Consider the following 22,210-nt stretch of genomic DNA (forward strand, 5'->3'; position numbering starts at 1 on the left):
TTAGACCGGATACGTGGCGAACCGCTGCAACAACATTTCTGCGACCTCTGCCGGCTTTTCCTCCGGAAGCCAATGCGAGGCTCCGCGCAGCGTTTCGAAGCGATAGGGAGCGCTGACGTAGTTCGCGGTGTCGTGTGCCGGTTTCGCGGTGATCGCGATGTCGCGGTCACTCCAGACATACAGGGTCGGCACAGTGATCTTCTGCGCGGCGCCCCGGCCCGGGCGGCTCATGGGCACGGCCCGGTACCAGTTGAGCGCGGCCGTCAGGGCTCCGGCTTCGGCCATGGCCCGGGCATCCCGTTCGGCAGCCTCTGGCGGTAGCCCGCTGCGGATCAGGGATTTGGCGATGGCCGCGCCCTCGCCGTCGCGCCCGAGCATGAATCGTTCGGCCAGCCAGGGCAGTTGGTTCACGTACATGTACCAGGACGCCAATCCTTGCCTGCTGGTGAGCAGCGACCGCATGAAGGCGCGTGGGTGGGGTACCGACAGCGCCGCCAGAGAGGCCAGCCGCTCGGGGGTGTGCTCGGCCACGCCCCAGGCGACCGCGGCACCCCAGTCATGGCCGACGAGATGGACCCGTTCGGCGCCGCTGGCATCGATCAGCGCGAGGGTGTCCTTCACCAGTTCCTCCGCTCGATAGTCGCGGCGGCGCAGCGGCCGGGCGCCCGGGGAGTATCCACGCTGGTTCGGTGCCAGGCACCGATAGCCGGCGGCGGTGAGCAGCGAGATGATCGGCCCCCAGCTGGCGTTCTGTTGAGGGAAGCCGTGCAGCAGCACGACCACGGGGCCGTCGGCTAGACCGTCATCGATGACGTCGAACACGAACTGGCCCCGGCGGTACTGATCCATGTCAAGCATCATGCCAAGCCGACCGCCGGTTGAGTATCAGGCGTTGTCTTTCGACGAGACGTTGTTCAGCAGGCTCTGGGCCTGACGGTCCACCATCCCGGTAATACCCTGCTGCGAAGCGCCGAACAGCAACGAGTAGCCGACCACGTGGGCGTTCGTGGTGAGGCTGACCCCGTCCCCGGCGATGCCCGCCTTGACCATCAGCAGACCGGCGACGGCGGTCAACGCGCCGGTGGGGAGTTTCAGCAACAGTGCGGCCATCGGCACCGCGTACGCGGTGGACGTCCCCTTCATCTTCCGGATGGCCAGAGCACCAACAAGACTCGCGCTGACCAGGCCCAGCAACTCAGCGATCGCGATGTCAGCCCCCGATAGCGAGGTGCCTGATGTGACGAGACCGAAGGTGTCGGACCGGTGAGCGCCGACGACGGCGAAACACACGGCGAGCAGCGCCATGACTGCCGTGGCGCCGAGCAGGATGTTGCGGAAACTGCGCAGCCGCACATTCTCGCTGTCGGAAGCGGCGTGTACGGCTTTTACGCTGTGTGCCAGCACTTCCCGATCGCAGTCCGTCAGCGCGGCGTGGCCGATGATTTCCCGGATGGCCGTAACCGATTCATGGCTTTCACCGAGCAGTTCCTTTCCGGTGGAGACGATCTCGGGCAAGCGCGCCCGGACCACATCGGGTGTCGCCAACCGGATGACCGCCACATCCACGGCGTGGATCCGGAGCCACGCGGCTTCGACTGCCGCTCCGTTGAGTAGGGCACGCAGCCCGCGTGGCGCGTCGACGATCTGAGTGGCTTCCTCGAGCCTGCGCCGCGCGTCGGCGTAGCACGGGTCGTCCCGACTGCCCGCCGGCAGTCGGTCGAGTTCGACCCGCAGGTCCGCAAGCCGGCCGCCGGCCACTTCGCGCCATACCGACGCGGGCCGGGGACACAGCTTGTCCCGAAGCCCGCCGTCGCTGCGCTGATCGCGGGCAGGCGGAGATTCGCTGCCGGCAAGTGTGAGCGTCCGGCGGTCGCCTGCTGCGGCGTGCGCAGCGGCCGCGGAGGTCATGGTCGCACCTCATACGTCATCGTCGTCACCGTTCGGCAGCTGAACTGGCAGGTCGAGCACTCACAGCATGGCCGGGTCGCGTCGTGAGAACACGCGTAGCGCACTACCTCAATCTGTGCCTCGCGCCGCGCGCCAGTGACACTCAGGACGGAACCGTTCACCGATCCCACCCGGCCGAGTTGAGATGTCGGCAATATCCCCGGCGACCCGACGCGACCGTTGCCGGTGCGGCCGACGGCGTCCGCGCCTGACACCAACGGTTCTCCGGTCAGGTGGGGTACGTTCCGTCGGGGGCAGCCCGACATCGATGAGAATGCTTGTTTGCCAGGCGATCCCGCGTAGACCCGGACTCGATTGACCGTGACCTTTCGGTGGCCAACTTGTGACGGCAACGTGGCGGCCCTCGGGTGCCTGCCCGGTTGCAGGGCGTGCGCGCGGTGTTGTACCAATCATTAGGTGTGGACAGAAGGATCATCTGAATGACCGGTATTGGGGCAGAAGATGTTCCGGGGCGCTGGCTCACCGCTGCGGAAATCGCACGCGCATCACAGCTACGCGAGGACCTCGTCGAGCGGTTTCTGCCGGCTACGCAACCGCAGGAGAACCTCTACGGACGCGACCTGGTGTCGGTGGCGCGGTTCGTCAAGGTGCTCACCGATCTCGGGACGCCGACCGCCGCCGTCGAAGTGGCTGTCACCGAACTACGAGCCCGCCCGGACGCGGCGTTCAAGGTGGCGCTTCGGGGTGCCGGCGACGGAGGGCGTTGGCCGTTTGATTCCGGACCGGATGCCGGCCTGACTCGACGCCCCCGGATGCGGACGGTGATCGGTGTGACCACCGCGGCGGTATTGCTGGTCGGCGGTGTCCTGGCGGTCACGTTGTCGGGGCGTGAGACCGAGCCGCCCGCTGCCGAACCGGCAAAGTCAGGCGGCGCGAAACCCGTTCCTGCCGAAGTGATTGCATCGTCTGTGCGGGACGCTCCGGGTGCCAAACCCACTCAGGCGTTTGCCGCGGCGAAACCCGACCCGGTGTGCGGTCAGTGGCAACGGGCCAGTGCCGGATACGACGGCAAGCAGCAGGCGTGGGCGAAGACAGATCACCGTGTGGCTGCCGCACGCTGGCCACCCAAGCAGCGGACCGTGACGATGTCCGTCATCCCGGTCATGCGACAGGAAGCGGCCGAATTACGCCGCCTGGCAGACGAGTCGATGGACCCGCTTCTGAGCGGCCTGTTGCGGGCCCAGTCTCGGTACGTCGACAACTATGCCGCCAAATTGCCGAAGTTCGAGCCGGCCGATCATGCGAGCTGGACCGCGGCCACTGCTATGGACGGGGCGGTGAAAGCCGTCTGCTCGACACCGCGTTGAGCATGTCATGTCGGTACCTGGTGGGGCACCAGGGGATGGGTGCCCCGCCAGGAATCGGTTGGGCTACAGCGGAATCCAGGTACCGAGAAACCAGAAACCCCAGCCGTGACCGTCTCCGGCGGGCATCGGGGTTACCCGCTGGCCATTCCAGTCGAATGGCTGATGGTCGCTACGCCCCTGGTCGATTCCGCGACCATGCCACTGGTCGGGTTGAGGCCCGCGGTCGTCGCGGTGCTCGCACGGCGCGCCGGGACGGTCACACCCCGGGCCGGGATCGGCGCTTGCGGTTCCGATACCGATACCCAGCACGCCGGACACACCGATCGCTGCCGCCATCGCCGCTACGCCAACGGATTTCTTGAAAAGCATTGCTCTACTCCGTTTCTGACTGGTGCGGCGACGGTGCCGCACGGAGAGCAAAGCTATTTCGCGATGTTGTGTTTGCCCTGTCCGCATCGTTGGTGCGGGCTGTGTGATCGGTAACGGATGAAGAACGGCCGCGGATTCTCGGCTACGGGTGAGTCCAGCGCACCGCGGTGCGCTCGACTCACCAGGTCAGACTGTGCTTCTCGAAGTGACGGGCCAGCGCCTCCATGTACTCGTCGCCATGGAAGGGCCCGCGGGCGCCGATGGCCTTTTCGAGGAACGGCCCGTACTCCTCGTCGTTGACGTAGGTCGACCAGTGGGTGATCTGACCTTCGTCGTTCGTGTCGATGAAGCTGATCGAGTAGAAACCCATCGTCTCGCCGTCAGCTGTCGTGCCTTCCCAGCGGTACCGCATCACCAGGCCGTTCTCGGCAGGCCAGAACTTGTGGTCGACGGGCTTCCAGTCCGGGAACACCACCGAGTACGCCTTGGCCTCCACCGTGGCCGCGACATCGAACGACGTCGCCACATCTTTGAGAACCAGCTCCTGTCCGGCCACGAAGTAGGGCGAGGTGTACACGGCGTCGTCGGTGAACTCCCACTCGTCGTAGGTCTCGCCGTCCTGCACCTTCCGCAGCACGTACTTATCCCGGTAGCTCTCGGCCATGCGGCGGTGCTTGGCGATTCGATCGACGAGATCCATTGCGGTCCTTATCTATTGGAGGAGCGGCAGCGGCGAGGCGGCCACTGATGTGTCGTGGCGCACACATCAATATACATACCTGTATCGGGGATTCAACGATGAATATCTGCGGCTGGGTCGACACAGCAGCGATCGGCCTGCGCGCTCGCTCCCGCCGTTGTCATCCCGGGTCGAGAACCCCTGCGCAATCTGCTCGAAGTCCTGTTCGGTCTCGATCACGGCCTCCGAGCACGGCTCCGCCACCGCCGGAAGCATCCGGGGTGGCGGAGGTCGAACTTCCGCTAGTACGTCGGCACGAACACGCCGTTCATCCAGACGCCCCAGTGGTTCCACCCCTCATCCCATACCTGTGGATTGCCGCCACCCCACGCCGGCGCCGCAGGCTTCGGCGGCGCCCAGGCAGGAGGCGTTGCGGGATTCGGGCCACCTGGGATCGTCATCGATATCATCGGCTGATTCGGTGCCGGCGCGGGCGGTGGAGCGGCATTCGCGCCGGCTGCACTCAGTCCGGCGGCTCCGGCCGCCATCCCACCTGCAACAGCTGCACTGGCAATGATCTTGGTGATCTTCATAGCAAGTCGACCTCCAATCCGAATGCGAATGAATTTCGCCAGATCCATTGGCTATCCCGCCTCGCGGAGCCGTAAACCTAATCGGCGCAATGAAATGAACCCCCTGGCCGCGGCGTTGCGGCATTTGCCGCACGACAGCATTGTCATGACACAATCGGTCCGGGAAGAGTCAAAACTCTTGATGGGGAAGCGGTTCGATCCCCACCCATCTGTGAGGGATATCGCTGCTGTGCGCCGCGGACGGAAACACCGTCGCTGCCCCTGGGCCGTACCGGGTTTTTCCACCGGCAGAGATTCAGGATCCGTTCGTATCATTGGTAGCAGCCAACGATCCGTTATCTCCGAGTGGCAGTGGGAAGACCGTAGATGTGACTCCGTCACCGGCCCCGGCATCACGCCCACACTCCGGCGTGACGACGGACGCTGCCGGCGCAGGCGAACGCCGCATGCTGCGGCTCCGAATCGCCCGCGGTGTGGTCGTCCTGACCCTGGCGGGCAGTGCGGCCGCAGTGGTTCTCGATCACAGCACCGGCAGGATCGGCCACGAGCCGGTGCTGATGAGCCTGGTCGCAGTGTCACTGGCCGCGACGATTCTGCTGCACGGCCTGCTCCTCGGACGCCCGCTGACCGTGGCCCACGGTGGCACCGCCGCAGCGGCTCTGTTGCTGGGGACGTTCGCGGTGGTGCTCGGACATCCGGCGGACGCGTGGATCTGTCTCATTCTGGCTGCCGCGATGCTGGTCCGGCCGAGAAGTTCGACGGCAGAGCCGGATGCGGTGCGTGTGGTGGCATCGTTGGTCGACGGCACACGGGGTGATCCGCTTGCGCCTTTTGCGATGGCTGCGGGCAAGAGCTACGTGTTCTCCGCCGACGGGACGGCCGCGCTCGCTTACCGTACGGTGATGGGTTTCGCCGTGGCCGGCGGTGATCCGATCGGAGCCGAGGCTCGCTATCCGGAGGTCGTCGCCTCATTCGCCGCCCTGTGCCGGGCGCAGGGCTGGCGCATTCTGGTCCTGGGCGCCTCCGAGCGCAGGCTCGCGTTGTGGCGTGATCGCGCGGTGATCGGCGCCGCGCTGCGGGCCATCCCGATCGGCCGCGACGTCGTGGTGAACGTCGACCGGTTCGACCTGGCCGGCAGATCAAGACGCAATCTCAGGCAGGCGGTCCGGCGCACCCATAACGCCGGCGTGACGACCGAAGTGATCGCCGAGTCGGACGTGGACGCGGCGCTTCGGGCCGAACTCGTCGATGTGATGCGGCATTCGGGAAAGGCGGCCGGCGCCGAGCGCGGGTTCTCGATGATGCTCGGCGCCACGTTGGCCGGCCGCTATCCCAATGTGTGGTTGATCTACGGGCGTGACCGCGACGGACGGATTCAGGCGTTTCAGCGTTTTGCCGGCGCGGGAGGCGGGACCGATTTGAGTCTCGATCTCCCATGGCGCCGGTCGAGCGCACCGAACGGAATCGACGAGCGGCTCACGGTCGACATGGTCGACTGGGCTCGGTCGCATGGGGGAGAGCGCGTCTCACTGGCGTTTGCCCCGTTCCCCGATCTCTTCGGTGCCGACCGCAGCGGAGAGGCGATGGTGCGCGTGCTGCGAACGCTCGCTCATGTCGGCGACCGGTTCATCAAGCTGGAGTCGCTGTATCGGTATGTGCGCAAGTTCGGCGCGATGGCTCAGCGCCGGTATGTGCTACTCCCGATGGTCCACCTCCTGCCGGCCGCGGCCGTCTTCTTGATGCTCGAGCTCGCTCCGCGCCGCCCGTCCCGATGAGTAGAAGATGCCCGCGACCCGACACCAGGGGCGTTGACCAGCACATTTGAGCCCTGGCCCAGGTCGGTATGCTGGGTCGAGATGTTGTCGCGAGTGTTTTCCAGTCTGGGCCGGGTGCGCGTCACCCTGGCTTATGCGGCCGCACTGTTTCTGATCGCGTCGGTACTGCTGATGCTGGGGCCCACGGTGCAGGACCGGGTGGTCGGTCATCTGAGCACCAATCTGGAGAACCTGGGTCAGGGCCGTTGGGGAACACTTTTCGGCAGTGCCTTCGTCACCGCCGAGGGATATACGTACCTGTTGCTGCCGGGACTGGTGTGCCTGCTGGCACTGGCGGAGTTGCTGTGGTGTAGTCGGCGGTTGATCCAGACCTTTGCACTGGGTCATGTCGGGGCCACCCTGATCGTCGCGGCAGGGTTGGCGGCGGCGATCAAGCTGGGCTGGCTGCCGATCTCTGTCGCGCACGCGCAAGACGTGGGGCTCAGCTACGGCGCGATCGCAGTCATCGGGGCCCTCACCGCGGCAATACCGGTTCGGTGGCGCCCGACATGGGTCGCCGGATGGGTGACGATCGCCGTCGTGGTCGCGGTGTCGGGAACAGATTTCACTGCCGTCGGGCACGCCATCGCGTTGATCCTCGGGATCCTGTTGTCCATGCGGTTCAGCGCTGACGTGCGCTGGACGCCGGCGCGACTGGTACTGCTGGGAATCGGCGTCGGGTTCGGTCTGCTGCTCCTCGTCGGCGTCGCCTTGCCCGTGGCACCGGTCGCGCTGCCCGCGGGTCTCGCGGTTGCCACGATCACAACATGGGCCTGGTGGCGGTGGCAGGGCCGCGAGCAGCCAGGCCCGCTCAGATCTGCCAATCGTTCGCCCCGTCAGGTTGGTTGTAGAGGCCGACGGAGTTCTTGACGACGACCGGGTCACCGCTGCCGAAGTGGTCAAAGAACCACTGCGCGTTCGCCGGGCTCAGATTCGGGCAGCCGTGGCTGACATTGCGTTTGCCCTGATCGGCGACTGACCACGGAGCGCTGTGCGCGAAGATCCCGGTGTTGCTGAGGCGGACGGCGTTGCGGACCTTGAGTTTGTAGCCTTCGGCCGAGTTCACCGGAACGCCGTAGGTCGACGAATCCATGACAATGTCGGCGAACTTCTCCAACACGTAGTACGTGCCGTTGGGGGTTTCATAACCCGGCTTGCCGAGGGATACGGGAAAGGTCTTTTCCAGCACGCCGTTACGGTGCACCTGCATCTGATGGGTGTCGTCATCGATGGTCGCCACCAACGCATCGCCCACCCGGAAAGTGGAGGTCGTGCCGGCCGCATCGATGTTGACGACCGTACCTGCCGGCCAGAAATCGATTGGGCGCCAACGTACCTGGGTGTCGCTCATCCAGTAGAACTTGCCTGGCACCGGTGGAGTCGAGGAGATGTGGATCGCGTTCTCGGCCATCTGACGGTCGGCGATCGGCCGTTGAAAGTTGATGTAGATCGGCTTGGCGACACCAACCATCGACCCGTTCGCCGGATTGAACGTCGGCGGCAGAAACGGGGGTTCGCCGGTGAACGGCAGCGGATTCTGCCCCGCCGGGATACCGACGTCGGCCGCGAGAGGCAACGGCCATTGCGACGAGCCCACGTGCGGTGCCGGCTCGGCGGGCTGCCCAGCGCCCTCGGGTTCTGCGAGTGCCGACGTACCCGACACTGATGATGCGGTGAGCATCACGGCGGCCGCGATCGCCGTGACCCACAGGTTTCTGGTGCGGTGCTGCACGAGGCCTCCATCGACGAGATGTCCTTGATCACGCCGCCTGGGCGGATACATGTCCCGTCCACTCTACTAGCTACGTACGGAGATAGTAGATCGCGATGGGCGGGCGTGGCTGCGCGGCCGGTCGCCACTCACGGTGACTACTACGTACTGCCCTATGTAGTAGTTACCGAGGCCGCGTCGAGGCAGCCCGACGGCCACTTTGCCGGGTAGGCTCGCACCATCGACCGTGGAGGGGTGTAGTGCGCGTACGGGGATTCGGCGAACTGGAAGCCGACATCATGGATCGCATCTGGAACCGTGGGGACGCGGCGGTCACCGTGCGAGAGGTGTTCGACGAACTCGCCGAGGAGCGCCGGATCGCCTACACCACAGTCATGTCGACGATGGACAACCTACATACGAAAGGCTGGCTGGAACGCGATCGCGACGGGCGGGCCTACCGGTACTGGCCGACGTTGAACCGCGAGCAGCACTCCGCACAGTTGATGCGCGAGGCACTCGACGGCGGCGGTCGTTCCGATCTCGTGCTCAGCTACTTCATCGAACAGATCGATCCGCAGGACTCTGATCGGTTGCGTGCCGCCCTCCGCACCCTGGCCAGGCGGTCGACAAGGGCGAAGAAGCGGTGAACGTCGCAGCGGGCCTGCTGATCTACAGCGTTGCGATGGTGCTGCTGGCGCCCATGCTGCTCAGTGCCCTCACCCGCGGCGGGTCGGCCCCCAGAGTCGGTGTGGCCGCGTGGTTGACCGCCATCGTCAGCGTATTGGCAACCTGGATCGCGATTCCGCTGGTGGTCATCGGTGACGTGGTGTTCCACGGTGGTGAACGCCGCTCTCTGCTGGCGTCCTGTGTGGAAGTGTTCTGCGACATCGCCGCGGGCCGTGCCGGCCTGGCGGCCCAGCTGACGGTCGTGGGTGTCGCGGTTGCGCTGACCGTCGCGGTGATTGGTTACGGGGTGAAGGCACTGCGCACCATTCACCGGCTGCGCGCCCATGCCCACAGTCATGCCCAGGCAGTTCGGCTGGTGGGACGTCCCGCCGGCCAGCGCGACGTCTTCATCGTCGACGCCGGGGAGCGCACGGCGTACTGCGTCGCGGGCGCGCCACCCGCGATCGTGGTCACTACGGGTGCGATCGCCGCCCTCGGCAGCCATGAGCTTCAAGCCGTTCTCGCTCATGAACGCGCGCACCTGGACGGGCACCATCCGAAGATCGTCACGGTGCTGCGCGGGTTGGCGGTGGCGTTCCCGAGGCTCAAGCTGGTGACGCGCGGAGCGGTCGATGTCGCCCGGCTGCTGGAGATGTGTGCTGACGATGCCGCTGCACGCCGTTGCGGGGAACACACGCTGCTGACCGGACTGATGGCCCTCGCCGGCGCCACGCCCGCCCAGACACTCGGTGCTGCCGATGTGGCGTTGCTCAACCGCGCCGAGCGTCTTGCATTGCCGCCCGCGCCGTGGACCAGGCTCGGTGCGCGCGCAGGTCTTCTCGGTGCCACGACCGTCATTGCTCTGGCCCCGGTGGCAACTTTCGCGTTGGGGCTGTCCGGGCTGTTCTGCCGCTGATCAAGGGCGGCGGCCACTCGGCCACCACCGCGTCAGTACTCGATGACGCGAGTGACATAGGGCGTCATCCCCGAGGGCCGGACCGGGGAGACCTTCACCGGTACCCCTGTCTGCTGAGCCTCGATCATCTGACCGGCACCGAGATAGAGGGCTTCATGTTGTCCGCCGCCGGGTCCCCAGAACAGGAGGTCGCCTCGCTTGGCCTGTGACGGCGGCAGCTGACGCCCCGCGGCGTACTGGTCACCCGAATAGCGGGGGAGCAGGACACCCACACCGGCGAACGCGTAACGGGTGAGCCCCGAGCAATCGAAGCCGACGGTGCCGGCGCCGGAATCGACTCCGCGACTGGGTCCGGTCAAGCTGCCGCCTCCCCAGGAATAAGGAACACCGAGCTGTGTGCCGGCCCGCCGGATGACGTATTCGACCGCCTGTCTGCCGTACACACGGTTGCCGCGGAATGCCGGGGCCACCGCCGTGGCGGGGTCAGCCGGTGCGAGCCCGAGGCTTCCCAGGAATTTCTTTCCGAGGTCAAACGTGGTCTGTGCCGCAAAAGTGCTTGCCTGTAACGACGCGTTGGCGATGGCCACCGGATCGCCCGGCGACCCCGCACTGAGCAGGCGGGGCAGGGTGGGGTCCCATTGACCGGGGCCCGGATCGGCGTGCGCCTGCGGAGCTCCCACTGCCGCCATCGATACAGCGACGAAAAGCCCCGTGCGCAAAAGCATTCGGCGATTACAGTGGCCGTGGTGTGCATGCGGGATGGAAGGCACTTCACCCATTCCCCTTCCGCGCTGCGCCAGGTTCGGCCACGAATACCGGCCTACTTATCTACGTAGTAACTACGTACGTACGTACCCTACATCACACCAATCACTGAGCCCCAACCGTTACAGAATCGCACTCTTCGCTCCCTAGCCGAGATCGCGTTCTTGTCTCAGCCGGTTAGCACGAATTGGGTAGTCGACTACTCGCGCCCTGGAGGCTGATCGGCGGGACGATCGACGCGGTTCATCACGACAAGGATGAGGTGTGCCATGGCACTGATCGACATCAACACGGCGTCCGTCGACGAACTCGCGTCTGTCGACGGAATCGGGCAGGTGCTTGCCGCGGCGATCGTCAAGCATCGTGACACACATGGCCCCTTCCTCACCGTCGATGGCCTGGTCGAAGTCGAGGGCATCAGCGCACGAGTCCTCGTCAGAATTCGCGGCCAACTGACCGTGAGCACGGGTGCCGGCCAGACCCTCGACGTGGTGCTCGAGCGCGGCGCCAATGCCACGACGGACTTCAGCGGTCACTCCGTCGACCTGACCTCGTCACATGCCAACCCGGACACCGGCACCGCCGTGCCCTTCGCCGTCTCGACACCCACACCGCCGAACGGTCAGGTGACCCTTGCGATCCCGGATCGATCGACGTTGGTGGGCGCCGTGCGCGTCCGGGTCTTGGCTCCCGATGGCGACGTTCTCGCCACGCGGGTCGAACCTGGGACGACCTTGCCGCAGAGGCTGACCATCCAGGTGGACCCGAAGGTCTTCGGGTCTCCGCTGCCCAACACCGACCCGTCCGCCGGAAAGCCCAATCGGCTACGAGGGCAGGTGATCGACGCCGCGGGACGGCGCCCCGCATCCAACCTGCAAGTCGTCGTGTGGGCAGCTTCGGTAGCCGACCCGGCAGATGCCGACTTCCGTGCACTGATCGTGGTGACCACGGATCGGCACGGCTTCTTCTCCGGCCCGTACCCGATAGGCGAGTTCAGTGCGGCACATGCCACGGTGGGGACCGGAGAAGAACCGGAGACAGCGCCAATCCATCTGGAGGGCAACGAGTTTCCTGAGCACGTCCTGCTTGTCATCGACCTTCCGGAACCGAAGGACACCGACGACGACTGCGACTGTCACGCCCCGGCCGATGCTCCGAGGTCGCCGGACTCGACCGAATTGGGACGTGCCGACGGCACCTTCTCGAGTGACGCGGGCGCGGGGCGCTGTGTCGACTTCACCAAGCCTGACCGCACGTTGGAGGAGTACTCGTTCTCGTATGTGGTGCGAACCACCGAACCGGCGATCCGCGCCTTGACTCTCGAAGAACCGCACAAGGTCCCTTGGTCTGTGGTCGACAAATTCCTGCCCGGGTTGCTTCAGGACGTGGTGATGACCGCACCCGACACCACCAAGGCAGTCCCCGCCGGGCGGCGTGTTGCCGGCGATGCCGACATCGCGGTGAGAGCGGGCTCCACCGGAACACTGCCACAAATCCTGGCGACCGACGCGGCCGCGCTGCCACAGAATCTGGCGGTCGACGCCGGCATCCTGCGCGCCATCACCCGGGATCCGGCAACGGTCACGGCGGACCGGATCAGCAGCGCGGTGCGCCTGTCTCTGCACGGCGATCTCCAGCGGTTCCTGGGTAAGGCGGTCGCGCGCGATCCCGGCAGGCGTCCGCTGTCCGGGGCGGACCCCATCGACTGGGATGAGGCAACCGTCCACCAAGCGACGACCATTGCCCACGGCCACGTGCTGAGGTTCAAACAGGAATATGTGTCCGACGGCTATTCGATGGGGAATTTGCTCTACAGCCTGCCGATGGCACCTGGCCAGAAGAAGCAGATCGCGGTCGTCGACTGGGAGCGGCGCGAGGTCACCACATTGGAGGAATCGCGCACATCGGTTGATCGGATTGACGCAAGCCTGGTCCGCGACCGCGACGTGAATGAGATCGTGTCCGGGACGCTGACCGAATCGACCCGGGGCGGATCGAGTTCGTCGACCGGAGGAGTCGGAGGGGGCCTCGGGATCAGCGCGATTGTCGGGCCGGTCGGCGGATTACTGGGGGTCGGCGGCGGGTATGCCAGCGCCGACAGCGAGGCGTGGCAGAACTCGTCGCGACAGACATCGGCCAACGCGCTCAACCAACTTCGCGATCGCACGATCCAGAGCGCGTCGTCGGTCCGGAGCCAACGAACCTCGGTGGTACACACGGTGGCCCAGGGCGAGCGCGTCACTGCCACGACCGAAACGGTCGCGAATTACAACCACTGCCACGCGATCACCATCCAATACTTCGAGGTGTTGCGGCACATGCTGATCCGCCAGCGACTGGTCGATGTGCAAGAGTGCCTCCTGGTACCGATGCTCATGTCGTGGTTCACCCGCGACAAGGCACTGCGGTGGCGAAACACCCTGGCCCGCTGGGTCTCCCAACCACTACGCGCGGGATTCGCCGCCCTCGAACGCATCGACGCCGGCTACATCGGAAGCGATCTGCCCACGGGGCGCTACGCAGACGAGAACCTCGAATCGGTCGAGGGTGACCTGTCGATCAGATTCCAGCTCACTCGGCCCCGCGACAAAGACGAGCAGTTCGACCCGAACACATGGTCCCCGCTACTCAAGCTATTCGGATTCGACGCCGCCGACTTCTACGCGCAGTTCCTCAAGGAGCAACAATTCAAGGACCGGGTCTTTCTCGACCAGATGGGCCCGCGCATCGCGTCCAACGTGGCGTCGGCCCTGCGTGTCTTCGCTGTCCGCGCCGATGATTCCGAGATCGATCTCAGGCTGGATCCGACCCTGGTGTCGACCTTCGCCAACGATCGCCAGCTGTCGCTGTCACTTCGGATGACGTCGACATTGGCACCGGTGCACCGCGCCGACGTCAAGGCGGTGAAAATCAGTGCGCGCCTGAATGTCCCGGGCTCACCGCTGCTTTTCGACGTGCTTCCGGCCGGCTCGCGGGTCATCGTCGAGTCGGGATCGTTGCGTTACCGCACGGCGCACCTGTCGGATGCGTTGTTCCGAAACGCTTTCATCCGCAACGACCTCACCGGCTTCGATGACGTCCGCATCGAAACTCCGTTGAATCGCCAGGAATTGCGTAACCCGCGTGAAGAGGACAAGGAGCTCGCGCGCCACCTGCTCGATCACCTCAACGAGAACATCGAGGTGATGCACCAGCGGCTATGGTCGAGCCTGAGCGACGCCCGCCTGTTCATGCTGCTCGACGGCTTCGAGGCGCCCAACTCGGGCGGTCGATCGGTCGCCAGCGTCGTGGAGAACGAACTCATCGGGATCATCGGCAACAGCCTCGTGCTGCCCGTCGCTCGGGGATTTCATCTGGATCCGACCTTCAAGCAGGACGTGGAAAACCCCATCGACCTGCTCGAGCACTATGAACCGAACACACCGATCGAGCCGACGCGAATCGCCATCCCGACCCGTGGCGTATACGCGGAAGCCGTCATGGGCGCATGCAACTCCTGTGAATCCATGGACGAGACAAGGTTCTGGCGGTGGGAGGAGTCGCCGATTCCAGATTCGCCGACGGCACTACTGCCGGTCTCGACCGATACCAGGAGAGCTACGCCGGCCGAGGTCAAGCCGACCGATCTGCCGGCCCCGATCATCGCGATGCAGAATGCGCCGGCAGCTCCGGATCCGACGGGTGTTGGTGCCGCTCTGAGCCTGCTCGGACAGGCAGGAGCGTTCAAGGACATCACCGGCCTCGAGGGGACCCAGCGGAATGCGGCTGCGGCCCTTCAGCAATCGCTGCAGACGGCGACCACCTTCGGCACCAAGGCCGCCGATCTGGCGCTGCAGGCAAAGATGAGCAAGGACATCGACAAAGCGATCAAGACCATCGGTTCGGCGAAGCAGCAGGGTCTGATCAACGACGCGCAGGCCGCCGGCCTGACCGAGACCGCGATCCGCGGCATGGTCGGCGCCGGTACCACGAACCCCAAGGAGGCAAGCACCACCGAGGATGTCGAGAAGATCACCAAGACGGCGGGCGGTGAGAAGGCGTCCGTGTCGGTCACTCGACCCACCGGCGAGAAGATCGAAGTCGACGCGCGAGACAAGCACAGTGCGGAGGACTCGGCCAAGCCGATCATCATCCTCGACGGCGACACCGAATCGGCTGATTTGAGGGCGTTCCATCCGAAGTCGAACGACAAGTCGCTCGTGATCGAGGTGGCGGCCAAGTTCCGCAACGCGCCGGCGGACGCCCGGTTGCGCTGGTCGACGCCGAAAGCCGGCACGGTCAAGATCGACAACCCTGATTCCCCGCGCACCAAGGTGCGCGGCATCGTGCCCGGGATCACCGATCTGGACATCGAACTGCTCGACGGTGGCGGCGTCCGCATCGCGAGCATGAAGCTCAAACTGTCGGTGCCCCAATGTGTCAAGGTGGTGGAGAGCACTGCCGACTTCGACCAGGCGCTGGCCGACGCACAGCTTGCCGGACGCAAGGGCGTGCTGCTCGGCCATACCAAGGCGGTGGTGGAAAACCTTCTCGCCACCTCGAACACACGTGTCTATTGGCAGCTCGGCGGCCTGAACGATGCTCTTCCGGCACATGTTCCGGCAGCCAATGTGGTGACCGCAACGATCCGCAACAAGGACGCGGACGGAAACCTCGGGATCACGAACGGGCCGGCGGCAGACACGTTCGATGAGACGATCGACATCTTCCCCGGCATGTACACCGAGCCTGATGCCATCGATGTCGACACCGAGACCCAGGCCCTGGTCATCGAACTCCAGACCTCGCTGGTCGCCAACCCCGCGTTGACGGACCTCGCCACAAAGGTCTTCGGCAGGTTGATCGGGGAGACGCTCGCGCACGAGATCGGGCACGCGCTGCTCTGGGATGACATCCCCGGTGATGGACACAACAGGCCGGCCATCGCCCACGACCTCATGAACTCCGGAGTAGACCGGGTGTTCAAAGAGCGGACCGGCATGGAGAACACCCGCCAGCAGAGCCCGGTCCAACCGGCGGACTACGTCGACCACGGGATCGCGACCATCGACCGCTGGCAGGCCGCGAACCAGGCGCTGATCGACAACCAGTGGCCGGTGCCACCCCATTTCGGGTGACGACGTCAACCCTGGAAGTTGCTCATCCTCTCATTGGCTCGGCTCGTTGATCTTGACCAGCATCTTGCCGATGTTGGCGCCGGTGAACAGACCGTTGAGTGCGTCGATACTGGATTCCAGCCCCTCGTATACGGTTTCGCGATGCACCAACAGCCCGTCCTGCTCCCAACCCTGCAGTGCGGCGAACGCCTCGTCGAAACGCGCCCACTCTTCGAGTGCGATGAAGCCCTGCATCGTCGAGGCCGTGGCGAGCAGGTTCACGTAATTGGCCGGCCCGGGGTGGTCACCGTTGAGATAGCTCGAAATGATGCCGCACATCACCACGCGTGCCTTGTGCGCCAGGTTGGCCAGCGCGGCATCCAGAATGTCGCCGCCGACGTTGTCGAAGTAGACGTTGATCCTGTTCGGGCACGCTTTCCGTAGCGCGGCGGTCAGGTTGCCCTCCTTGTAGTCGACACAGGCGTCGAAGCCGAAATCCTCTACTACGGCACGGCATTTCTCCGGACCGCCGGCGATACCGACCACGCGCGCGCCGGCGATCTTGGCGATCTGGCCGGCCACCGACCCGGTGGCACCCGCGGCCGCTGATACGACGACGGTCTCGCCGGGTTGCGGATTGCCGACGCCCTTCATGCCGAAGTAGGCCGTCGCGCCGGTCGGCCCGTAGATCGACATGACGGCCAGCGGATCGGTGTACCCGACCACCGGCGTGCTGAAAAGGTCGTCGCGGATGATCGCGTAATCCTGCAATCCGGTCAGAGTGGTCACCAGGTCGCCGACTTTGTAGGCATCACAACGGGATTCGACGACTTCGCCGATACCCGCCACCCGAACCACCTCGCCGAGCTCGAGGGCCGGAAGGTAGCCGGGCTCGCCGTCCAGCCACGTGCGAGCGGCAGCGTCGATGCCGACATAGGTGGTGCGCAACAGCGCCTCGCCCTCGGCCGGTGTGGGCGCGATCGTGGTCACCATCTCCGTGTCGTCGGGGGAGACCAGCCCTTCGGGGCGTCGGCGCAACAGCACCTGACGGTTCTGGCGGTGCGCAGCGTCAGTCAATTCATCTCTCCCGTGGTCATCCGAATTTTCATATTGATTCTTAGAACTCCCATCGATTAGCGTCAAGCCCCAGATCGAAAGTGTCTCGCCACGCGGGAGAACACCGATGAATCGCGCTACGACAATCGGGAAACCATGAGCTCCAAAGCTTTAACGCCGCGCCGCGGCCGGCCGCCGCGCATCGACGAGCGGGCCATCGTCGCGGCCGTACTGGAGATCGGCAGCGAGAACGTCACCATGCGCCGCGTCGCCGAGCACCTGGACATCAGCCTTCCCGGGCTCTACCACCACGTGAAGAACCAGGACGATCTATTGCGGTTGGCTGCCGAGAGCGCACTCGTCATGTCGCCGCCACCGCGATACGCCGGCGAGCACTGGGCAACCTGGATGCGCAGCTACGCGTCGTACATCCGGACGGTGCTGGCCTCCGAGCCGGCGCTCGTGGAGAAGTTCGTCACGGGCGGGGTGCGCGATGCCATGGAGATGGAGTACACCGGCGACGCGGTCGAGGCGTTGGCGGAGCACGGCCTGTCACCCGATGACGCCATGGCGGTCTGGTCGGCGGTGAGCGCCCTGGCAGTCGGCAGCGTCACCGAGGCGCACCGGGAGTACCTCCACGCCCAGAGCGGACAACCATGGCTGGCCCGGATCTTCAAGCTCACAGCCAAACGCCCGACGTGCGACTATCCAACGTTGCGCGCGATCGCCCAGTCCGGTTTCGACCCGTTCAGCGAAGATGCCTTTCAGCAGCGAATGACCATGTTGCTCACCGGGATTGCCGTGCGATACGGCCTTCCGCCAGAACCCGGGGCCTAGCTGCCGGGCATCCGCCGAACCAGCCCGTCGTCGAGCATCTGCCGGAAGTGTTCGGTAATGGTCTGCTCCGCAGGACGGTAGACCAGTCCCAGTTCATTGCGGCTGCGGGAGTTGTCGAATTCCAGCGGGTAACCGATGTTGCGATCGACGAACTTTCGCGTCAGCCCGGCTGCCGGAGCGATGGCTTTCACGAGCACCTTGGGTGCGGTCATCCTCGGGAACGGGTAGAACGGGCCGAACCGGCGTCGCAGGATCCTGCCGATGTCCAGCAGCGTGAGTGACTCGGCGTTGACGATGTAGCGGCCGTGCGCCTCGGCGGTGAAACCAGCACGCAGGTGCGCATCGGCGACATCGCGGACATCCACCACGCCCATGGTCAACGCGGGAGCGCCGGCCAGCATGCTGCCGTCGGTGAACTGCTTCATCGTGCTCAGGCTCGCCGAGTCGCTGGCACTGGTGAGAGAAGGCCCGAGCACCAGGCCGGGATGGATGGTGACCATGTCCCAGCGTTCCTGCCCCTGTTGGTATCGCCAGGCCTCTTGCTCAGCCACGGTCTTCGAGTACGGATAGGGCTGGTGATCGACACTGCTGGTGGTGTTCCAGTGTTCCTCGGTGAAAACTCCGCCGGGGACGTCCCGTGATTCCCGGGCGTCGCCGTAGATCGCGACCACGCTGCTGGTCAACACGACCCGCTTGACACTCTGGGTGCGGTTGACCGCGTCGAGCACATTGCGCGTTCCCTGGAGGGCCGGGCGAACCAGAGCCTCCTGCGCATCGGTGAAGCCGGACAGCAGGAATGGCGAGGCGGTGTGCATGACGACCTGACACCCATCCATGGCATCGTCAAAGCTGCCGGGGGCGAGCAGGTCCGCCTTGAAGAGCATCAGCCGCCCGGGATGATCCGCCGAGAGCTTGTGCAGATGCTCCAAGGCAGTGGTCTTTTGCGGGTTTCGCACGGTGCCGTGAACGGTGTGGCCGGCTTCGAGGAGGGCGCGGACAATCCAGCTCCCGATATAGCCGCTGGCGCCGGTCACAAGGACTGGCGCATCCGGGTCGATCGGGGTCCGGGGTGTGCTCATGGTGGATTCCTTCCGTCCGGACTGCACGACGCAGCGGCGCTGTCGATGCGGCGGTGCCCTGATCAGTTTGCCCTGCCATGATCCTTCGGCAACCACGGGTGCGCGATATTGCTGGTTACCGGTGTCGGCGTGGCCCATGTGGGGGACAGTTCTCAGTATGAGTAGCCAGAAAGTGCCTAAACCCAGCGACCTCAAATCGGCCGCTCAGGCGGCAGTTGGTACAGCCCAGTCGGCCGTGGAAGCCGCCCAGGCGGTGGCGAGCGGCGCGATGCGCATCCCGCCGGCGTCGGCTCAGCTTGCCGCGCAATTGCCCGATTTGCTGGAAAATCTCGCTGTCGCGACAGAACGGCTCAACACGACGATCGACCGGACGGAACGGTATATGGCCATGGCCGATCCGATGTTCCGAACGGTGGACCGCCTGCTGCCGCAATTGGAATCGTTGATCAACACCGGCAACGACGTTTTCCGGAAGCTGACCAACATCCCCGGCATCTCGACGCTGAACCGCATCGCCGGCCGCGGGCAGGACGAGCGGAGCTGACCGCGGGTGGTGGTATGGGCCCGTCGGCCTACCCGATGCCGAGGACTGCAGCGGTGAAGCGCCACAAGGTTTGTGTGGCTTGGTCCGAGTCCGGCGCAGGAGTGACGCGGAGTTGTTGTGCGATGCCGTGACGCAGACCGCCGATGACGTACGCGCCCGCACCGTCGGGGTCCAGGTCCGGCGACAGCTGACCAAGGTTCTGGCCATGGCGGATGTTGGCGGCGGCGTTGTCGATGAGGTCGTGAATGTAGGCGGCTTCGAGTTCGGTCAACTGCGGATCGCCGGCGGTGCGATTGAGCAGGATCGGCGCCAGTGGATCGGCGAGGTGATAGGCGACGAAGCGGTGGGTGCGGTCGCGTTCGCGAGTGGCCCAGTCTCCGGTGGGTAGATGCGCATCGGCGATCGCGTGGCGCAGCCCGTCGTAGAAGCCGTCGTAGATCGCCGTCAGGAGCCCGCTCTTCGATCCGAAGTGGTGGTAGAGCGCGCCGGTGCTGAGGCCGGCACGGCGGGTGAGCCCGCTCAGTTCGATGACACCGTTTCCCTGTACGAGTTCATCGCGGGCGGCGTCGAGTAATTGTTGACGCCCGATCGGGGCGCGTGCCATAGTTCGAACCATAACAGAAGTCAGTTATGTTTCGGGTAGGGGCTGCCATGAGCACTGAAGTGACATCGTTGATGGAGTTGACCGGCGACCTTGCCGGCACATATCGACGAACCCGCAGCACCGGCGAGCAGGTCGACCCGACCGTAGCCGACGCAGACCTGGCGGCACTGCTGCGCGACGGATATGTGATCCTGCCCGAACTGCTCACGGCGGCAGAGCTCGATGCCATTCGCGAATCCGTCATGCCGCTGCTGGATCAGCGGGGCCGCAACGGGTTCGAAGGCCATACCACCCAACGGGTCTACAGCGTCTTCAACAAGACCCGCAGCTGCGACCGGATCGCTGACCATCCGCGAGTACTGGCGCTGCTGGATCGGCTGTTCATGCCGAACTATCTGTTGTCGATGTTGCAGGTGATCAACATCCTGCCGGGGGAGCAGGCCCAGATGTTGCATACCGACGACGGGTTCTACCCGTTGCCCAGACCGCGAAAAGCGTTGGGCGCGGCCACGATCTGGGCCATCGACGATTTCACCACCGACAACGGAGCCACCGACATCGTCGCCGGCAGCCACACCTGGGGCGATCGGTTACCCGAGCCCGACGAACGCAAGCCCGTGGTGATGAGCGCCGGATCATGCGTGTTCTTTCTCGGAACGTTGTGGCACGGCGGAGGCGCCAACCGTACCGCGAACGCACGCTTGGCGGTGACGGCCCAATACTGCGAGCCGTGGCTGCGCCCGCAGGAGGCGTTCACCTTGTCGATGACACGTGACACGGTGCGCGCCGTATCCGAAGACATTCGCCGCATGCTCGGCTACAGCATCCATCCGCCATTCATCGGCCAGGTCGACGGCATGCACCCCAAGCGACTACTGGAGCCCGGCGCTCAGCCCATCTGATGCTTCTTGGCCGAAAGCGCCTCTGGTGCAGGAGATCATCGTCGTGAGTTGAGCATCAGATACTGCGAAGCGGTGCGTTGGGAGACGTCGAGCTTCTGATGCGAGAAGACGCGGAAGGCGTAGCGACCGGCGGTGGCGACACATTGGAAGATCGCACCGTTGGGACCGCTGCGGCCGGTTGTGCCGTCATAGCAACGAGATTCGGGCAGTCCGAGAACCGCTGGTATCGGTTTGAACGCCTTGTCGCCGTCGGCGTCTCTGACCAGGGTGTCGGTGAATCGACGCGCCGACGCCGCGTCTTTGGTCTGGTAGACGACCGCCGCGCCTCGCACGACGGTATCGACGCCGGTGTCGGTGTAGACCTCGCCCATGGATCCGGTATCGCCCTCGTATGCCAAACCGCCTTGCGGACCGTAGACACCTTGAGTGAAGTCCTTCGCGTCGCTTTCCTGGTGAAGCGTCGCTGCGTAGAGGCCGTCGGGATCGAGCGGAAGATCACCCAATTTCGCGGGATCCGTGGGCACGAACCCGTCGATACGTGGGGCTTGCCGGTCCAACGTTGCCGCGGCGAGATCGGCTGCCCCGTTTGGTGATTCCTGAGAGTTCACGAACTGGTAGAGCACATACGGGCCGTGCGCTGTGTAACTCTCGACGTAGTGGGCGCCGTCGCCCACGTCGAAGGTGGAGCCCAACGCCTCGGGATGCCGCGGGATCGGGAACGGAACGCGAGTCCCACCTGGAGCTGGGACGGCGGCCATCTGGGTCGCCGCATCGGCAGCAGTCGTCTCGTCCGGAAAGCGAGCGACCATCACCGTCATGGCCCGCGTGGAACCGAATCGCTGCGCGGCGAAGCCGGCGACATAGTGATGAGATTCGAGGATCTTCTCGGTGCCGGAGACAACGAATCCGTCGATGAGCCCGGCGGTGGGCAATGGTATGGCGGTACCGAGACCGTCGAGGTTGCCCTGGGTCGTCATGCTCTTGTCCACATCGCTGGGCAGAACGAGGTATTCGGCCATTCGTTGTGACTCCACAACATGTCCACGACCTCCGGCGGTCCCCATTGGGTCGAGGGGTTTGGTCGGGTAATTGCCGGGGTCGAGGAGGGCCAAAATGACCCCATCACCGTTTGCCGTGAAGGCTGGGTCGCTGACCGCGTGCCCATCCTGCACCGACGTGCAGCCCGCGACCACCACAGCCGACGATGCCAAGGCCATCGCGATGCCACAGATTTTTCGCACCGCTCACCTCCACAACCACGCCACTGATCCGTCGCCAGTATCGCAGAGGAACCGGCTCTG

Annotated in this window: 20 protein-coding genes; 9 read left to right on the forward strand and 11 right to left on the reverse strand. The window is 65.1% G+C overall.

The annotated features are described in order from the left end of the window. Together H977_RS0110095 and H977_RS0110100 are read right to left on the reverse strand one after the other, a co-directional pair. A complete protein-coding gene (locus H977_RS0110095) occupies nt 1-849 on the reverse strand; it encodes an alpha/beta fold hydrolase (RefSeq protein WP_029107753.1) in 849 nt (282 codons plus the stop codon). Nucleotides 850-885: 36 nt separating this feature from the next. Further along, complete coding sequence (locus H977_RS0110100; RefSeq protein WP_029107754.1) at nt 886-1,908, reverse strand: hypothetical protein; 1,023 nt, start codon at nt 1,906-1,908, stop codon at nt 886-888. A 479-nt stretch (nt 1,909-2,387) separates the two neighbouring features. Here H977_RS0110100 and H977_RS0110105 point away from each other — a divergent pair, with 479 nt between their 5' ends. After that, entirely contained in the window at nt 2,388-3,275 is an 888-nt protein-coding gene (locus H977_RS0110105; RefSeq protein WP_029107755.1) for an ESX-1 system-associated protein, read from the forward strand. A 63-nt stretch (nt 3,276-3,338) separates the two neighbouring features. Here the strand turns inward: H977_RS0110105 and H977_RS0110110 are convergent, their stop codons facing one another. From H977_RS0110110 to H977_RS0110125, 3 genes are all read right to left on the reverse strand, one after another. Continuing rightward, on the reverse strand, nt 3,339-3,644 hold the full coding sequence (locus H977_RS0110110) for a hypothetical protein (RefSeq protein WP_029107756.1): 306 nt from the start codon (nt 3,642-3,644) through the stop codon (nt 3,339-3,341). A 178-nt stretch (nt 3,645-3,822) separates the two neighbouring features. Continuing rightward, nucleotides 3,823-4,344 (reverse strand): nuclear transport factor 2-like protein, encoded by a 522-nt coding sequence (locus H977_RS0110115; protein WP_029107757.1) that lies wholly within the window; start codon nt 4,342-4,344, stop codon nt 3,823-3,825. A gap of 281 nt (nt 4,345-4,625) precedes the next feature. Continuing rightward, entirely contained in the window at nt 4,626-4,964 is a 339-nt protein-coding gene (locus tag H977_RS0110125; RefSeq protein ID WP_502691153.1) for a hypothetical protein, read from the reverse strand. Nucleotides 4,965-5,326: 362 nt separating this feature from the next. Here H977_RS0110125 and H977_RS0110130 point away from each other — a divergent pair, with 362 nt between their 5' ends. Next, nucleotides 5,327-6,691: a bifunctional lysylphosphatidylglycerol flippase/synthetase MprF gene (locus H977_RS0110130; protein ID WP_029107760.1), complete on the forward strand. Its 1,365-nt coding sequence runs from the start codon at nt 5,327-5,329 to the stop codon at nt 6,689-6,691. Nucleotides 6,692-6,772: 81 nt separating this feature from the next. After that, on the forward strand, nt 6,773-7,600 hold the full coding sequence (locus H977_RS32850) for a rhomboid-like protein (RefSeq protein WP_036475540.1): 828 nt from the start codon (nt 6,773-6,775) through the stop codon (nt 7,598-7,600). Here the strand turns inward: H977_RS32850 and H977_RS0110140 are convergent. Next, nucleotides 7,542-8,411, reverse strand: coding sequence for a L,D-transpeptidase (locus tag H977_RS0110140; protein WP_081681682.1), 870 nt, complete (start codon nt 8,409-8,411; stop codon nt 7,542-7,544). The two genes, H977_RS32850 and H977_RS0110140, sit on opposite strands and share 59 nt — an antisense overlap. A 290-nt stretch (nt 8,412-8,701) precedes the next feature. Here H977_RS0110140 and H977_RS0110145 point away from each other — a divergent pair, with 290 nt between their 5' ends. Both H977_RS0110145 and H977_RS0110150 read left to right on the forward strand, forming a co-directional pair. Continuing rightward, nucleotides 8,702-9,091 carry a BlaI/MecI/CopY family transcriptional regulator gene (locus H977_RS0110145; protein ID WP_029107762.1) on the forward strand — a complete coding sequence of 130 codons (390 nt, stop codon included), beginning with the start codon at nt 8,702-8,704 and terminating at the stop codon, nt 9,089-9,091. Next, nucleotides 9,088-10,026 carry a M56 family metallopeptidase gene (locus H977_RS0110150; RefSeq protein ID WP_029107763.1) on the forward strand — a complete coding sequence of 313 codons (939 nt, stop codon included), beginning with the start codon at nt 9,088-9,090 and terminating at the stop codon, nt 10,024-10,026. Before H977_RS0110145 ends, H977_RS0110150 begins: the two co-directional genes overlap by 4 nt. A gap of 32 nt (nt 10,027-10,058) precedes the next feature. Here the strand turns inward: H977_RS0110150 and ripB are convergent, their stop codons facing one another. Continuing rightward, the gene (gene ripB / locus H977_RS0110155; protein ID WP_231395919.1) at nt 10,059-10,751 is read right to left on the reverse strand and encodes an NlpC/P60 family peptidoglycan endopeptidase RipB; all 693 of its coding nucleotides are present in this window, start codon (nt 10,749-10,751) and stop codon (nt 10,059-10,061) included. 309 nt (nt 10,752-11,060) lie between these two features. On the opposite strand from ripB, the gene H977_RS32855 reads away from it, so the two are divergent. Then, the gene (locus H977_RS32855; RefSeq protein WP_029107765.1) at nt 11,061-15,908 is read left to right on the forward strand and encodes a ComEA family DNA-binding protein; all 4,848 of its coding nucleotides are present in this window, start codon (nt 11,061-11,063) and stop codon (nt 15,906-15,908) included. Nucleotides 15,909-15,938: 30 nt separating this feature from the next. Here H977_RS32855 and H977_RS0110165 read toward each other — a convergent pair whose 3' ends face one another. Beyond that, nucleotides 15,939-16,964 carry an NADP-dependent oxidoreductase gene (locus tag H977_RS0110165; RefSeq protein WP_029107766.1) on the reverse strand — a complete coding sequence of 342 codons (1,026 nt, stop codon included), beginning with the start codon at nt 16,962-16,964 and terminating at the stop codon, nt 15,939-15,941. A 135-nt stretch (nt 16,965-17,099) separates the two neighbouring features. On the opposite strand from H977_RS0110165, the gene H977_RS0110170 reads away from it, so the two are divergent. Then, the gene (locus H977_RS0110170) at nt 17,100-17,780 is read left to right on the forward strand and encodes a TetR/AcrR family transcriptional regulator C-terminal domain-containing protein (RefSeq protein ID WP_029107767.1); all 681 of its coding nucleotides are present in this window, start codon (nt 17,100-17,102) and stop codon (nt 17,778-17,780) included. On the opposite strand, the gene H977_RS0110175 is transcribed toward H977_RS0110170, so the two are convergent. Beyond that, nucleotides 17,777-18,859, reverse strand: coding sequence for an SDR family oxidoreductase (locus tag H977_RS0110175; RefSeq protein WP_081681683.1), 1,083 nt, complete (start codon nt 18,857-18,859; stop codon nt 17,777-17,779). The two genes, H977_RS0110170 and H977_RS0110175, sit on opposite strands and share 4 nt — an antisense overlap. A 157-nt stretch (nt 18,860-19,016) precedes the next feature. Here H977_RS0110175 and H977_RS0110180 point away from each other — a divergent pair, with 157 nt between their 5' ends. Further along, nucleotides 19,017-19,403 (forward strand): hypothetical protein, encoded by a 387-nt coding sequence (locus H977_RS0110180; RefSeq protein WP_029107769.1) that lies wholly within the window; start codon nt 19,017-19,019, stop codon nt 19,401-19,403. A gap of 28 nt (nt 19,404-19,431) precedes the next feature. Here the strand turns inward: H977_RS0110180 and H977_RS0110185 are convergent, their stop codons facing one another. Next, a complete protein-coding gene (locus tag H977_RS0110185; protein ID WP_029107770.1) occupies nt 19,432-20,007 on the reverse strand; it encodes a TetR/AcrR family transcriptional regulator in 576 nt (191 codons plus the stop codon). Between the two features lie 47 nt (nt 20,008-20,054). Between H977_RS0110185 and H977_RS0110190 the strand changes: the two genes are divergently transcribed. Continuing rightward, entirely contained in the window at nt 20,055-20,909 is an 855-nt protein-coding gene (locus H977_RS0110190) for a phytanoyl-CoA dioxygenase family protein (protein WP_029107771.1), read from the forward strand. A gap of 35 nt (nt 20,910-20,944) precedes the next feature. On the opposite strand, the gene H977_RS0110195 is transcribed toward H977_RS0110190, so the two are convergent. Next, complete coding sequence (locus H977_RS0110195) at nt 20,945-22,126, reverse strand: DUF7373 family lipoprotein (RefSeq protein WP_029107772.1); 1,182 nt, start codon at nt 22,124-22,126, stop codon at nt 20,945-20,947. Nucleotides 22,127-22,210: the final 84 nt, after the last annotated feature.

The sequence above is a fragment of the Mycobacterium sp. URHD0025 genome, assembly GCF_000426065.1.
GTDB lineage: Bacteria > Actinomycetota > Actinomycetes > Mycobacteriales > Mycobacteriaceae > Mycobacterium.

What these genes read in the sequence shown, in the direction of transcription:
- H977_RS0110095 (WP_029107753.1), bottom strand. Translation starts at nt 849, where the DNA reads ATGGATCAGTACCGCCGGGGCCAGTTCGTGTTCGACGTCATCGATGAC.
- H977_RS0110100 (WP_029107754.1), bottom strand. Translation starts at nt 1,908, where the DNA reads ATGACCTCCGCGGCCGCTGCGCACGCCGCAGCAGGCGACCGCCGGACG.
- H977_RS0110105 (WP_029107755.1), top strand. Translation starts at nt 2,388, where the DNA reads ATGACCGGTATTGGGGCAGAAGATGTTCCGGGGCGCTGGCTCACCGCT.
- H977_RS0110110 (WP_029107756.1), bottom strand. Translation starts at nt 3,644, where the DNA reads ATGCTTTTCAAGAAATCCGTTGGCGTAGCGGCGATGGCGGCAGCGATC.
- H977_RS0110115 (WP_029107757.1), bottom strand. Translation starts at nt 4,344, where the DNA reads ATGGATCTCGTCGATCGAATCGCCAAGCACCGCCGCATGGCCGAGAGC.
- H977_RS0110125 (WP_502691153.1), bottom strand. Translation starts at nt 4,964, where the DNA reads ATGGATCTGGCGAAATTCATTCGCATTCGGATTGGAGGTCGACTTGCT.
- H977_RS32850 (WP_036475540.1), top strand. Translation starts at nt 6,773, where the DNA reads ATGTTGTCGCGAGTGTTTTCCAGTCTGGGCCGGGTGCGCGTCACCCTG.
- H977_RS0110140 (WP_081681682.1), bottom strand. Translation starts at nt 8,411, where the DNA reads ATGCTCACCGCATCATCAGTGTCGGGTACGTCGGCACTCGCAGAACCC.
- ripB (WP_231395919.1), bottom strand. Translation starts at nt 10,751, where the DNA reads ATGCTTTTGCGCACGGGGCTTTTCGTCGCTGTATCGATGGCGGCAGTG.
- H977_RS32855 (WP_029107765.1), top strand. Translation starts at nt 11,061, where the DNA reads ATGGCACTGATCGACATCAACACGGCGTCCGTCGACGAACTCGCGTCT.
- H977_RS0110170 (WP_029107767.1), top strand. Translation starts at nt 17,100, where the DNA reads ATGAGCTCCAAAGCTTTAACGCCGCGCCGCGGCCGGCCGCCGCGCATC.
- H977_RS0110175 (WP_081681683.1), bottom strand. Translation starts at nt 18,859, where the DNA reads ATGAGCACACCCCGGACCCCGATCGACCCGGATGCGCCAGTCCTTGTG.
- H977_RS0110180 (WP_029107769.1), top strand. Translation starts at nt 19,017, where the DNA reads ATGAGTAGCCAGAAAGTGCCTAAACCCAGCGACCTCAAATCGGCCGCT.
- H977_RS0110185 (WP_029107770.1), bottom strand. Translation starts at nt 20,007, where the DNA reads ATGGCACGCGCCCCGATCGGGCGTCAACAATTACTCGACGCCGCCCGC.
- H977_RS0110190 (WP_029107771.1), top strand. Translation starts at nt 20,055, where the DNA reads ATGAGCACTGAAGTGACATCGTTGATGGAGTTGACCGGCGACCTTGCC.
- H977_RS0110195 (WP_029107772.1), bottom strand. Translation starts at nt 22,126, where the DNA reads ATGGCCTTGGCATCGTCGGCTGTGGTGGTCGCGGGCTGCACGTCGGTG.